This is a genomic window from Microcoleus sp. Pol7_A1 (assembly GCF_036701085.1).
GTDB classification, from domain to species: Bacteria; Cyanobacteriota; Cyanobacteriia; order Cyanobacteriales; family Microcoleaceae; genus Microcoleus; species Microcoleus asticus.
Genome location: NZ_JAUBQD010000003.1, coordinates 194,834 through 208,729, shown reverse-complemented (window position 1 = coordinate 208,729; position 13,896 = coordinate 194,834). Strand labels below are relative to the sequence as shown.

The 13,896-nt window shown below is 48.0% G+C and carries 10 protein-coding genes; 8 read left to right on the top strand and 2 right to left on the bottom strand.

All coding sequences use genetic code 11. The features are described 5' to 3' along the window. Nucleotides 1-223 precede the first annotated feature (223 nt). From QUA20_RS03765 to QUA20_RS03750, 4 genes are all read left to right on the top strand, one after another. The gene (locus QUA20_RS03765; protein ID WP_172190848.1) at nt 224-1,417 is read left to right on the top strand and encodes an NAD(P)/FAD-dependent oxidoreductase; all 1,194 of its coding nucleotides are present in this window, start codon (nt 224-226) and stop codon (nt 1,415-1,417) included. Between the two features lie 117 nt (nt 1,418-1,534). Further along, a complete protein-coding gene (locus tag QUA20_RS03760; protein ID WP_333185527.1) occupies nt 1,535-3,451 on the top strand; it encodes a S9 family peptidase in 1,917 nt (638 codons plus the stop codon). Nucleotides 3,452-3,542: 91 nt separating this feature from the next. Continuing rightward, nucleotides 3,543-4,262 carry an HAD-IA family hydrolase gene (locus QUA20_RS03755; RefSeq protein ID WP_333185525.1) on the top strand — a complete coding sequence of 240 codons (720 nt, stop codon included), beginning with the start codon at nt 3,543-3,545 and terminating at the stop codon, nt 4,260-4,262. A gap of 176 nt (nt 4,263-4,438) precedes the next feature. After that, a complete protein-coding gene (locus QUA20_RS03750; protein WP_333185522.1) occupies nt 4,439-5,215 on the top strand; it encodes an ABC transporter permease in 777 nt (258 codons plus the stop codon). Between the two features lie 142 nt (nt 5,216-5,357). On the opposite strand, the gene QUA20_RS03745 is transcribed toward QUA20_RS03750, so the two are convergent. Together QUA20_RS03745 and QUA20_RS03740 are read right to left on the bottom strand one after the other, a co-directional pair. Further along, entirely contained in the window at nt 5,358-6,803 is a 1,446-nt protein-coding gene (locus tag QUA20_RS03745) for a serine/threonine-protein kinase (RefSeq protein ID WP_333185520.1), read from the bottom strand. A gap of 139 nt (nt 6,804-6,942) precedes the next feature. Further along, nucleotides 6,943-7,950, bottom strand: a complete 1,008-nt coding sequence (locus QUA20_RS03740) for a LysR family transcriptional regulator (RefSeq protein WP_333185519.1) — start codon at nt 7,948-7,950, stop codon at nt 6,943-6,945. Between the two features lie 291 nt (nt 7,951-8,241). Here QUA20_RS03740 and QUA20_RS03735 point away from each other — a divergent pair, with 291 nt between their 5' ends. The 4 genes from QUA20_RS03735 to ndhD1 all read left to right on the top strand — a co-directional run bounded on the left by QUA20_RS03735 (nt 8,242) and on the right by ndhD1 (nt 13,800). After that, a complete protein-coding gene (locus QUA20_RS03735) occupies nt 8,242-8,955 on the top strand; it encodes an NnrU family protein (protein ID WP_333185517.1) in 714 nt (237 codons plus the stop codon). A gap of 44 nt (nt 8,956-8,999) precedes the next feature. Beyond that, nucleotides 9,000-9,377 (top strand): thioredoxin family protein, encoded by a 378-nt coding sequence (locus QUA20_RS03730; RefSeq protein ID WP_333185514.1) that lies wholly within the window; start codon nt 9,000-9,002, stop codon nt 9,375-9,377. A 330-nt stretch (nt 9,378-9,707) separates the two neighbouring features. Next, a complete protein-coding gene (locus QUA20_RS03725; protein WP_333185512.1) occupies nt 9,708-11,753 on the top strand; it encodes an NAD(P)H-quinone oxidoreductase subunit 5 in 2,046 nt (681 codons plus the stop codon). A gap of 460 nt (nt 11,754-12,213) precedes the next feature. Next, a complete protein-coding gene (gene ndhD1, locus QUA20_RS03720; RefSeq protein ID WP_445304640.1) occupies nt 12,214-13,800 on the top strand; it encodes a photosynthetic/respiratory NAD(P)H-quinone oxidoreductase subunit D1 in 1,587 nt (528 codons plus the stop codon). The last annotated feature ends 96 nt before the right edge of the window (nt 13,801-13,896 follow it).

The following is a 13,896-nucleotide window of genomic DNA, read 5'->3' as shown; positions in this document are numbered from 1 at the left end:
GTGGAAGACGCCCGAAAACCTGTTAAGCGAGAATGGTGCAAAATGTGAGTTTAACGGATTGAACCGATGGATGTTGAGGTCTGAGGCAAAGAGGGAAGATTTTCCCACGCCACTCTCCCACTCCCCCTCTCCCACTCTCCTACTCTCCCACTCCCCCACTCCCCGACTCTCGTTACAATAAGATAAGTTGCCTTGCTACCGATCGCCCCTCAAACAAAACACCATGACTCAACAACAACCCCGGATTTGCATTCTCGGCGGAGGCTTCGGCGGACTCTACACAGCCCTGCGCTTGAGTCAGTTACCCTTCTCCCCAACCGAAAAACCCGAAATTGTCTTAGTTGACCGCCGCGATAGATTTTTGTTCGTTCCCCTGCTGTACGAACTCCTAACCGGCGAACTCCAAACCTGGGAAATTGCCCCACCGTTTGCCGAAGTCTTGCAAAAAACAGGTGTGCGCTTTTGTCAAGGTACTGTCTCCGGCATCGATGTGGAGGAAAAGCGAGTGCAGTTGCACGACGGGCCAGAAATTCCGTGCGATCGCCTAGTTTTAGCTTTAGGCGGCGAAACCCCCCTAGATATGGTCAAGGGTGCGGTTGAATACGCTTACTCGTTTCGCACCCTCGACGACGCCTACCGCTTAGAAGAAAGACTGCGGTTTTTAGAGGCCAGCAACACCGACAAAATTCGGGTTGCGATCGTCGGCGCCGGTTATTCGGGAGTAGAATTAGCTTGTAAATTAGCCGATCGACTCGGAGACAAAGGTCGCGTGCGGTTAGTCGAGCAAAGCGACAGGATTCTGCAGACATCACCGGAGTTTAACCGCGAAGCCGCCACCAAAGCTTTAGACAAACGGAAAGTGTGGATCGACTTAGAAACAACAGTAGAGGCGATCGAAGCAGACACAATATCCTTACTTTACAAAGGACAATTAGATGTTCTCCCCGTAGACATAGTGCTGTGGACAGTAGGAACTCAAGTTAGCCAAGCAGTGCGATCGCTACCCCTCAAACAAAACCGCCGCGGTCAATTAACAGTCAATCCGACAATGCAAATTATCGACCATCCAGACATATTTGCCTTGGGAGACTTAGCAGAATGTCAGGATGCAACAGGTCAAAAAGTCCCCGCAACAGCCCAAACAGCCTTCCAGCAAGCTGACTACACCGCCTGGAACATTTGGGCATCCCTCACCGGCCGCCCATTACTTCCTTTCCGCTATCAGCCGCTAGGAGAAATGATGACATTAGGAATTGACAACGCCACCCTAGCCGGTGTAGGAATTCAACTCGACGGACAACTGGCCCACATTGCTCGCCGTTTAGCTTATCTCTATCGGATGCCAACTTTTGACCATCAACTAAAAGTTGGTTTCAATTGGATTAGCAAGCCGATTCAAGAGTTGCTTAAAAGTTAATCGATGCTTTTTCAAATAGATCGGAAACAGGCAAGATGCCTGTTCCACAAAAATTCAATGTTCTTGTGGAATGGGCATCTTGCCCGTTCCTATAGAAAATATTAGGTACAATAAAAAATGCAAACTCCTACAATTCAACAGCCAAAAACAGAACTTCCACCGCTAATCGAGCGGGAAATTCTGTTCGGAAATCCCGAAAAAACCCGCCCCCAACTTTCACCCGACGGCAAGTATATCGCCTACATTGCACCAGATGAAAACAACGTTTTGCAAGTGCAATTGCGTACCGTCGGTCAAGCAGACGATCGCCAACTGACAGCAGATAAAAAACGAGGCATCCGCATCTTTTTCTGGACTTACAGCGGCGAAGAGTTAATTTACCTCCAAGATGCCGAGGGTGATGAAAACTGGCATTTATTCTCAGTAAATATCCACTCAAATCAGGTTCGCGACTTGACACCATTTCAAGGCGTTCAAGCTCAGCCGATCGCCTTTGACCGCAACTTCCCCAATGAAATATTAGTGGGAATGAACATCCGCGATCGCAGCAAACACGACGTTTACCGCATCAACCTCAAAAATGGTGCCGTTGAATTTGACACCGACAACCCAGGTAACATCGTCGGTTGGACTGCTGACGCCCAATTTCAAGTGCGGGCGGCCACAGCCACAACTGCCGACGGCGGCTCAGAATTGGTGTTTCGGGAAACTGCGGACAAGTCTTGGGAAAGCCTGCGAACCTGGGGGCCCGATGAGGAAGGCGGTGCCGTCATGTTCTCAGAAAACGGCAAAATTCTTTACATCATGGGCAATCATGATGCTAATGCCGAACGTTTGATCGCATTAGACTTAGAAACCAAACAAGAAACCGCTCTCGCCTCTGACCCAGAATACGATGTCGGTGGCATTGTCGTACACCCCACCAAGCGAGAGATTCAGGCGGTTTCCTTCTACAAGGACAAGCAAGAGTGGCAGATTTTAGACCAAAGCATAGCAGAGGATTTTGAGGCGATCGGCAAATTGGGCCCCGGCGAATTCTCCATCACCAGTCGCAACCTCGCCGATACAACTTGGCTAGTCGCTTACATGACAGACGACGGCCCAGTTTACTACTATGTGTACGATCGCGCCTCCAAAACCTGCACCTTTCTGTTCAGCAACCAACCAAAACTCGAAGGGCTACCGCTATCATCAATGGAACCCATTTCTTACACCGCAAGAGATGGTTTAACCATTCACGGCTACCTGACAAAACCGGTTGGTGTCGCCACACCCGTACCGACAGTCTTGCTTGTTCACGGTGGCCCCTGGGCACGCGATACCTGGGGTTACAATCCACAAGCCCAATGGCTGGCAAACCGAGGTTACGCCGTTTTGGAAATCAATTTTCGCGGTTCCACCGGTTACGGCAAAGCCTTTCTCAATGCCGGCAATCGCGAATGGGGCGCTAAGATGCACGACGACTTGCTAGATGGGGTGAATTGGCTTGTAGAAACAGGAATTTCCCAACCAGATAAAATTGCGATTATGGGCGGTTCTTACGGTGGTTATGCTGCCTTAGCGGGATTGACTTTTAGTCCCGATGTTTTTGCCTGCGCCGTCGATATTGTCGGGCCAAGCAATTTGATTACACTGCTGCAAAGTATTCCCCCTTACTGGGAACCGCTCAAAGCAAATATGTATCACCGCGTCGGCAATTTGGAAACAGAACCAGAGTTTCTCAAATCGATCTCGCCTTTATTTTTTGTCGATCGCATCCAGAAACCTTTGCTAATCGCCCAAGGTGCTAACGACCCGCGAGTTAAATTAGCAGAAAGCGAGCAAATTGTCAATGCCATGAAGCAAGCCGGCAAACCTGTAGAATACGTGCTTTATACAGACGAAGGACACGGATTTGCGCGTCCGGAAAATCGCCTGCACTTTTATGCGATCGCCGAAGAATTCCTAGCCAAATATTTAGGAGGAAGATTTGAACCTGCGGGCAATATTGCCAATCATTCTGGTGTGGTGAATCCGCAAACAACTCACAACTGAAAAAGTTTGTAGTGAGGGCTGAAGAACTCAAAACTAAAATCGTAGGCAATCAGGACTAAAGTCCTTACTACAAACAAATAACAAATAACAAATGACCAAAGTAATTTTTTTAGACGCCGCCGGTACACTATTTGACGTTCGCGGTAGCGTCGGCGAGGTATACGGACAAATAGCCCAGAGTTTTGGAGTAACAGTTAAAAGTGAAGAGTTAAATGCAGCATTTTCCCAAAGCTTCGCCTCAGCAAGTCCGATGGCATTTCCAGGGATAGAAGCGGCCAAAATTCCCCAGCTAGAATTTGAGTGGTGGCAAGCAGTTGCCGCGAAAGCTTTTCAAATAGCAGGCGTTTTCCACCAATTTTCAGACTTTCCCAAATTCTTTGCCGAACTCTACGCTCATTTTGCAACCGCCGAACCTTGGTTCGTCTATCCCGACGTATTGCCAGCATTAAATAAGTGGCAGCAACAAGGAATTGAATTAGCATTAGTATCGAATTTTGATTCCAGAATTTATGCAGTATTAAAATCACTAAATTTAGCAGAATATTTCACATCAGTGACAATTTCTACCGAAGTTGGTGCAGCAAAACCCCAGTCTCAAATTTTCACCGCAGCTTTGCAAAAGCACAACTGCATTGCTGAGAATGTTTTGCATATCGGCGACAGCTTCAAAGCAGATTATTGCGGTGCTAAAGCCGCTGGATTAAAAGCAATTTGGTTGAACAGACAACAAGAAAAAGTAGAATTAGCTAAATTGCCTTTAACTGAAACGAAAATAGAACAGTGCAGCAGCCTTGATTATTTGGCATTTTAATTTTACAATTTTAACTAACGTACACAATTTAATAAATCAATTATCTGTAAGGTGCGCGCTGCGCACCTTAGGGTTATCTGTAGGGTGCGCTGCGCACACCTTACCGTTATTAACTAACGTACAAGATTTAATACATCAATAGCTTTACCCCTATAGGGAGACAGTAGTACCAAATCATGAAAAAAACATCGCTGACAACTATATTAACAGACACAATCACCGTGTTTTGGGGAGAATGGTTAGATTTGCGAGTCCGAATCCTGCCAGTTGCCGCCGCTGGTTTAGTATCCCCAGTAATTTACATTCTAGCTTTTGGTTTTGGCTTGGGAAGTTCCTTGCCTAAACCTGCAATTGGCAGCAATTATCTAGAATTTATGCTGCCGGGAATGGTAGCACTCTCATCGATGACAGTAAGTTTTACCGGCACAGTATTTTCGATTTGCGGCGAACGCCTTTTTACTAAAACATTTGAGGAATTGCTGTTGCTGCCAGTACACCCGATCGCTTTGCACGCGGGCAAAATGCTAGCAGGAATATTGCGGGGAATGCTGACTTCAGTTTCTGTGATTTTAGTAGCAGTTTTGTTTACTCAAAAGCTCGTCTTTCTGAATCCACTATTTTTGTTAGTGATAATTCTCAACTCCGCTGTATTTGCGGGCCTGGGAGTGATAGTTGGGTTAACCGTAAAATCTCTCGAATCTGTGGGATTGTACAATAATTTTCTGATAACTCCTATGTCATTTTTAGGAGCGACATTTTTCGACCCAGCGTCGCTACCCGTAGCCCTGAAAGGAATAGTATATCTGTTGCCGCTGACTTATGCCAGCATTGGATTGAGAGCCGCTGCTTACGATATGGCAAAGTTTCCTTGGTACAGCATACCTGTTTTGTTAGTGGCTGCGATCGCCTTTTCTTTAATTGGTGCCCGCCAATTTACTACCCAGCAAGACTGAAGAAAGCGATTAGTCATCGGTCATTGGTCATTAGTCATTAGTCCAAAACTTAAATAATAGCGGTAAGGTACGCGGTCCGGCGCACCCTACATAATAGCAGTTGTGAGTCCAGGAATGTGGTTATTAGTCATTAAGTATCGGCTTAAAAAATACGAGAAAGTAACTTATAAATCAACCGAAAAATAGCTGTTCCAGCGATCGCACCCAAAGCACCCAACCATCCCACAAACAACACGCCAGTGATCGGAGAATTCGGATAAATCGCAACTGCCGCCGTCTGTAAAGCCGGGAAAAACCACAGCAAAGCCACAGTACCTGCGCCAATAATCAACATCTCAGTTTGTTCGATCGCCCTGCGGTACTGCCCGTAAATCAAACCCGCCACAATCATTCCCAACAATCCGATACCAACACTCGGAGAAAACGGTAAACTCGTCAGGGCGATCGCCAGCAGCCCCCCCTCAAAACCCGTAAATGCCGCGCCGGACAAAACCTCCCAAATCGAAAAAGTTCCTCTCTGCGAAGGTTGCAGCCCTCCTGGAGGTGTTGCAGGAACCCGTACAGGAGGCGGCTGAGTCGGTTGAATAGGTATCGGAGGCGGCGCCACCACGACTGTAGGTGGTTGAGAATGTTGTTGAGGCTGAGACATCAGAGCCGCTTCCACCTCACTCGCAGATTGAAAACGCTGGCTGGGAGCGGATAATAACATTCGATCGAGAACGTGAGCCAAACGCGAACTTACCTGCACCCGCGAATGCCAATTCCATTCGTTTCTGTAACTATCAAACAACTCCGTCGGCTGCAAACCGCTCAGCAAAGTAATGCAAGTCACACCCAAAGCATACAAATCCGTTGCCGGATAAACTTCTTGCCCGCTCATCTGTTCTGGCGGAGCGTAACCCAAAGAATAAATACCAGTCGAAGCTTTTGCACTGCCAACACTTTGTGTTACTTGTTTAACAGCCCCAAAATCTAATAAATAAAGCCGACCGTTTTTACCCCGCATAATATTAGCAGGTTTAATATCCCGGTGAATTGAACCGCGAGAGTGCACAAAATCGAGAACCTTCAAAATTTCCCGCAGCACCTCCACCGTTTCCGCCTCCGAAAACCTGCCTTTAACAGCCAGTTCATCCTCCAAATTTTTACCGTCAATAAATTCTTGAACCAGATAGAAAAACTGATCGTTTTTCCCAGCCTGCAAACTCGTAACAGTCAGCTCAAAAAACGCCAGCAAACTCGGAATTTGCGAATGTTCGTTTCCCAGTTCTTCCAGCACCGCCGCTTCCCGTTCAAACAGAGTTTGAGCGATTTTTAGCTGTGCCGGAGTCAGACTTACCGACGGCTGCAAAAGTTTAGCAACGCACTGCCGCATCGCCGGAGTATAGCGGTCTCTGGCTAAAAACGCCGCCCCAAAACCGCCTTGACCCAACAACCTCACTGGCAGATAGCGACCGCCCAAAATCAGGGGCATCCCGCAAGTCGTGCAAAACTTTTGCTGCACCGTTTTCAGCAGCGAATTGTCATTGAGGTCGGGAAAATAGTTTTGAGGCCGCGGGCAGCCCGGGCGGGTGCAGTAAACTTCCATTTTTTTTTACTAAGAAGAAGGAAGAGGGAAGAAGGAAGAGGGAAGAAGGAAGAGGGAAGAGGGAAGAAAAAGTGATTGTTAAATCAGATTCCAATTTCTCAACTAACCGCGAACTGCTAACTGCCGGCGACCTAAGAGATTAACTTCCCGCCGCCGAGTTGGGAGTTGCTATTTCTATGAATCCCAACTCGATCGCCGGGGGTTCTTTCTTCTCGTGGATGGTGGAATAAGTAGCAAACTGGGGCAAAATTTCATTGCTGAAAGCCTCCGCAGCTTTAGAACGGTAGCGGTTGGGGTTGTAAATCAGAGACAAAATCCGAGTTACCAAAACTTCGTTCATTTGAGATTTGTGCAAGACGCCCATGAGCAACTCTTTTTCGATCGCCGAAACCGAGACAAAAGCAGCTCCCAGCCCCGACTGAACGGCATTTTTAATTGCTTCGATCGAATTTAGCTCCATCTCAATTTTCAAGCGGCGCGTGTCAATACCGCAGCGAGTCAGTACCTGATCGATTACTTTGCGGATAGTAGACTGCGAATCGAGGGATATAAACTGCAATTTGTAAAGGTCTTCTTTTTGGATACTTTCTTGTTGTACCATCGGGTGAGACGGAGGGAGAATCAGAGCCAGTTCGTCCTCAGCGTAAGGAACAATTTCTAAAGCTTCTACAAGTTCGGTAGGAATTTCTCCGCCAACAATTGCCAAATCGATTTGCCCGTTGGCCACACTCCACGCCGTGCGGCGAGTCGAGTGAACGTGAAGCTGTACTGCTACATCCGGGTACTTTTGGCGGAACATCCCGATCATCCGGGGCAGCAAATACGTCCCCGTTGTTTGAGAAGCGCCGACGATCAAAGTACCGCCTTGCAGATTTTGCAAGTCTTCCAGAGCTCGACAAGTTTCCTGGCAAAGCGATAAAATTTTCTCGCCGTAACTCAGCAGCAGGTGTCCGGCTTCGGTCAGTTGCGCCCGCCGCCCCCCCCGGTCAAACAGCGGCACGTCCAATTGTCTCTCTAAGTTTTGCACCTGCAAGCTAACTGCTGGCTGGGATACATAGAGGCTGTCTGCGGCGCGTTTGAAGCTTCCTTCAGAGGCGATCGCCTTGAGAATGCGTAACTGGTCTAAAGTGAAAGGAAGGTCAGACATATATCTAAATTGTCAGTTGGTGTAGGGGCGGGTCTTCTGTCAATCTCTGCGGTCAATCGACAAGCTTGTTCGATTTGGAAAAGTCGGAGTTGACTTCGATTTCAGTCATTTGGCTGCAACAGACGCAACCTTACAGGCAGTTTTACTCGTCCTCCGTCCTCTGTCTTTAGTTGTTATTCGGTCACTAATGACTGATGACTGATGACTGATGACTGATAACCGCTGAATGCTCCCATAGATACTTTGTGACACAAATTGGCAGAGAATCAATAACTTTTCTTAATATTTGCAATGACGATCGACTTGGCGCTCGACTCCCACTTAGTTATTCTGGGCTTGTTACTGGTTTTTGCGATCGCCCACAGCGGTTTAGCAGCCCTCCGGCCCAAAGGTGAAAAGCTTATCGGGCCGAGACTTTACCGCGTTTTGTTTGCCCTTGTCAGTTTGCCGCTAGCCGTCATTCTGGTTGTCTACTTTTTCAACCACCGTTACGACGGTTTGCAGCTTTGGCAAGTACAGGGAGTACCCGGAGTTAAACCCGCAGTTTGGATACTTTCGGCAATTTCCTTCCTGTTTCTGTACCCAGCAACTTTCAACCTCCTAGAAATTGCCGCCGTCCAAAAGCCCCAAGTTCACCTCTACGAAACCGGCATCATTCGCATCACCCGTCACCCGCAAATGGTGGGACAAGTGATTTGGTGCGTGGCCCACACCCTGTGGATTGGCACTAGCTTTACCCTCGTCACTTCCATCGGTTTGGTAATTCACCACCTGTTCGGAGTGTGGCACGGCGACAGGCGACTTCAGGCTCGTTTTGGAGAATCCTTTGAAACCATCAAATCTCGAACCTCAATAATTCCATTTTTGGCAATCCTACAAAAGCGTCAAACCCTTGATTTGCTTGAGTTTTTGCGGCCTTCCTATGTAGGTGTAGTCATTTTTACGGGCCTGCTGTGGAAAATTCATCCTTTTTTGATGCGTGTCACTAGGAACATATACTGGTAGCATGATCCCTAGGATAGAAAAAAATTATTAAATTTTGAGGGATCATGGTGTTGTCCGTCAGCGAACGCACTTTTGCACAAGAGGTGTTTCAAGCCTCTACCCCCGTTTTAGTTCACTTTTCGGCGCCTTGGTGCGGTTTGTGCCGCGCGATCGACCCCACGCTTAAGACTTTTGAGGAACAGTGGGCAGAAAAAGTCAAACTCGTAGGGGTGAATGCGGATCAATGTTTCAAGTTGGCCCACACTTACCGGCTGACAAGTCTGCCGACGCTGATTTTGTTTGAGGGCGATAAAGTTCGATTTAGATTTGAAGACTACCAAGGACGCGAGGAACTGCGGCGGACTCTGGATTCGTGGATGCTGGCGGCTCACGTAGCTTCCCCATCTCAACGGCTGCAGCGCCAGGAAGTAGCCAAAAGGTAACGGTTCCAAGGCATTCGGCTCTTGTTTACAAAGCCTTCGGCTTTTATGTAGGAAGCAGAAGGCTTTCCCTTTTGTCCATCCAGGATCTGACACCACAATAAATCTCGCCGTCTTGAATTCACAGGACTGTGAGATTTGTCGTATAGTTTCCGTTTTCACCGGCATAATAATTTTCGGCGTTTAGTGCGATCGTCTCGCTCGTGATTGCACTCAGCTATAGCAATACTTAAAGAATTGGATCGAGTATTTTGGCCCAGTCGCGCAGGCGTGTGTCACAATTGTTTACAGTTTTGGCAATATCTAGTAGAAACTTTAAACTACCTATCAGTCATGGAACTGCTTTATCAATACGCTTGGCTGATTCCAGTCCTGCCGCTGGCAGGCGCAATGCTAGTAGGTCTAGGCTTAATCACCTTTAACCAGGCAACCAACAAACTCCGACAAGCGAATGCGATATTAATCGTCTCCGCACTCGGAGGGTCAATGGTACTCTCTTTCGCATTGCTGTGGAGTCAACTACAGGGCCACGCACCCTACACCCGCACTATTCAGTGGGCTTCTGCAGGCGACTTCTCGCTGAATATGGGCTATATCATCGACCCCCTGACGGCGGTAATGCTGGCGATCGTAACCACGGTCGCCTTTTTGGTGATGATTTACACCGACGGCTACATGGCTCACGATGACGGGTACGTGCGCTTTTACGCCTACCTGAGCATCTTCAGCGCGTCGATGTTGGGGCTGGTCATCAGCCCGAACATCGTTCAGATTTACATTTTTTGGGAACTCGTAGGTATGTGTTCGTACCTGCTAGTCGGATTTTGGTACGATCGCAAACCCGCTGCTGACGCTTGCCAAAAAGCTTTTGTCACCAACCGCGTCGGCGACTTCGGCCTGCTGCTGGGCATCCTCGGCATTTACTGGGCCACCGGCAGCTTTGAATTTGAGGTGATGGGCGAACGCCTGCACTCATTAGTCGAATCCGGTGCTCTTTCGGCGACTCTGGCGACAATCTTCGGCGTCCTGATATTTTTGGGGCCAGCAGCCAAATCCGCTCAATTCCCCCTCCACGTCTGGCTCCCAGACGCAATGGAAGGCCCGACACCGATTTCGGCCTTAATCCACGCCGCGACAATGGTAGCCGCCGGCGTATTCCTGATCGCTCGGATGTACCCAGTGTTTGAAGGGCTGCCGGCAGTCATGAATTTGATCGCCTGCACCGGCTGTTTTACGGCATTTATGGGTGCTTCGATCGCGATTACCCAAAATGACATCAAAAAAGGCTTAGCCTACTCCACCATCTCCCAACTCGGCTACATGGTGATGGCAATGGGCATCGGCGCTTACAGTGCCGGACTTTTCCACTTGATGACTCACGCTTACTTCAAAGCAATGCTGTTCCTGTGTTCAGGTTCAGTCATTCACGGGATGGAAGATGTCGTCGGCCACAACCCCGCTCTCGCTCAAGATATGCGAGTAATGGGCGGCTTGCGCAAATATATGCCGATTACCGCTAGTTGCTTTTTAATCGGCAATTTAGCAATCTGCGGAATTCCGCCGTTTGCAGGTTTCTGGTCAAAAGACGAAATCCTCGCCAGCGCCTTCGCAGCCAATCCCGCTCTGTGGGCTGTTAGCTGGCTGACGGCCGGGATGACCGCGTTTTATATGTTCCGGATGTATTTCAGCACCTTTGAGGGCGAATTCCGGGGAAATGACAGCGCCATCAAGCGGCAACTCCTGCAACCCGGTGTTGTTTTCGGTCCTGGAGCGATGAACGTTAAGGAATTGGCATCAACTGGCGACAGTCACGACGATCACGACCATTTCCCTCACGAATCTCCTCTGACAATGGCTCTGCCGCTAGTGTTGCTGGCAGTACCTTCTGTGTTTATCGGTTTTCTCGGTACGCCGTTTGCCAATTATTTCGAGCAGTTTGTTCGCGCTCCTGGCGAGTCTCTCGAACAAGTTTTGGAACACGCTGCTGAGTTCAATTTGACGGAATTTTTGATTATGGGCGGAAGCTCTGTAGGTATTGCTTTGCTGGGCATTACTTTGGCTTCTCTGATGTATTTGAGCCGTAAAATTGATGCTGGGGCGATCGCCCAAAAAATCAAACCGCTTTACGAGTTCTCCCTCAACAAGTGGTATCTCGACGATATCAACGAATTTCTCTTTGTCAAAGGCAGCCGCCGTTTAGCGCGGCAAGTCATGGAAGTGGATTTGCGGGTCGTCGATGGTGTAGTCAACTTAACAGGGCTGATCACCCTGGTTACGGGCGAAGGTTTGAAATACTTTGAGAGCGGTCGCGCTCAATTTTATGCCCTGATTGTGTTTGTCGCAGTTCTCGGTTTTGCGATCGTTTCTGGAGTCAGTTAACTCGGTAGGGACACGGCCTTGTCCATTGGTGTGAACAACCATGTCAAACCTAGTACGGGTCTGCTGTCTGACGATTAGGGTTCGATCCCCCCGGCGCCCCCCGACTATCAGGGGGGGACAGGAATCTTCTCTCGCGTCCCCCTTCTTAAGGGGGATGCGAGGGGGATATAGACTCAGGTAAAAGCAATATTTATCAAGGGTTTTAGGCTTAAGTTCACACGCTTTAGGAATTGCTGTATCCCCACTAGGAGATATTTGTAGAAATGATATTAGGTTAATAAATCACAATTGACAATTAGCAAATAGAAATAAATTTTTGATTAAACTTAAATGTTGCGCTCACATAATTTGTCCAAATAAGAGCCAAAAAAATAGTTCCGTCTAAAGAAAGTATAAAATTTAGACCAAAATTGCCAAAATGTGTTTAAACCTAATAACTGATGGCTCATTTTAAAACGCAATGGATACAGCTAACTTTCCCTGGTTGACAACAACAATCCTGTTTCCCATTGCTGCGTCCTTGCTGATTCCTTTCATTCCCGATAAGGATGGCAAGACGGTGCGGTGGTATGCCTTGATTGTCGGTTTGATTGATTTTGCTCTGCTTGTTTACGCTTTTTACACTCAGTACGACTTTAACAATCCGGGACTGCAACTGGTAGAAAGTTACTCTTGGGTGCCGCAACTCGATTTAAATTGGTCTGTGGGTGCTGACGGTTTATCGATGCCGCTGATTTTGCTCACAGGTTTTATTACCACTTTAGCTACTTTAGCAGCTTGGCCGGTCACTTTTAAACCGAAGCTATTTTACTTTTTGATGCTGGCGATGTACGGCGGCCAAATAGCAGTTTTTGCCGTGCAGGATATGCTGCTATTTTTCCTGGTTTGGGAACTGGAATTAGTCCCGGTTTACCTGATTTTGTCAATCTGGGGCGGCAAAAAGCGCCTTTACGCAGCAACTAAGTTTATCCTGTACACGGCAGGGGGTTCGCTGTTTATTTTGGTTGGCGCGCTGACGATGGCGTTTTACGGCGATACGGTGACTTTTGATATGCGGGCGATCGCAGCTAAAGATTACGCCCCCAATGTAGAATTGCTCCTGTACACAGGTTTCTTAATAGCTTACGGCGTCAAACTGCCAATTTTTCCCCTGCACACTTGGCTCCCTGACGCTCACGGGGAAGCAACCGCACCCGCCCACATGTTGCTAGCAGGAATTCTGCTAAAAATGGGCGGCTACGCTTTGCTGCGGATGAATGCGGGAATGCTACCGGATGCTCACGCTACCTTCGCACCCATTTTGGTAATTTTGGGTGTGGTAAATATTGTTTACGCCGCCTTAACTTCTTTTGCTCAGCGCAATTTGAAGCGGAAAATTGCTTATTCTTCGATTTCGCACATGGGGTTTGTGCTGATTGGGATAGCTTCGTTTACGGATTTGGGAACTAGCGGTGCAATGCTGCAAATGGTTTCCCACGGTTTAATCGGGGCGAGTTTGTTCTTTATGGTGGGTTGCACTTACGATCGCACCCACACGCTCATGCTCGACGAAATGGGCGGTGTAGGGCAGAAAATGCGTAAGGTTTTCGCGATGTGGACTGCTTGTTCTATGGCTTCTTTGGCTTTGCCGGGAATGAGCGGTTTTGTAGCAGAATTGATGGTGTTTGTAGGTTTTGCAACGAGCGATGCTTACAATCCTGTGTTTAAGGTTTGCGTGGTATTTCTAGCTGCTGTCGGGGTGATTTTGACTCCGATTTATCTGCTGTCGATGCTGCGTGAGATTTTCTACGGGCCTGAGAATAAGCAATTGTCGGATCACGAAGAGTTGGTGGATGCGGAACCGCGAGAAGTGTTTATTATTGCGGCTCTGTTAGTGCCTATTATTGGCATTGGTTTGTATCCGAAAATTCTGACTCAGGTTTATGATGCGACTACTGTACAGTTGACGGCAAAGTTGCGCGATTCTGTGCCGTCGCTTGTGGCTAAGGCTGCTGCGGATAAAACTCTGTCTCTGCGTGCACCTGCGATCGAGCCTAGTAAGTTGTGATTTAAACTGGATTTAGGAATAAAACCCCCAAACCATTTTAAAGATAGGGTTTGGGGGTTTTCTATAATGAGTACAGCACCTTTACCAGTTTCCTTG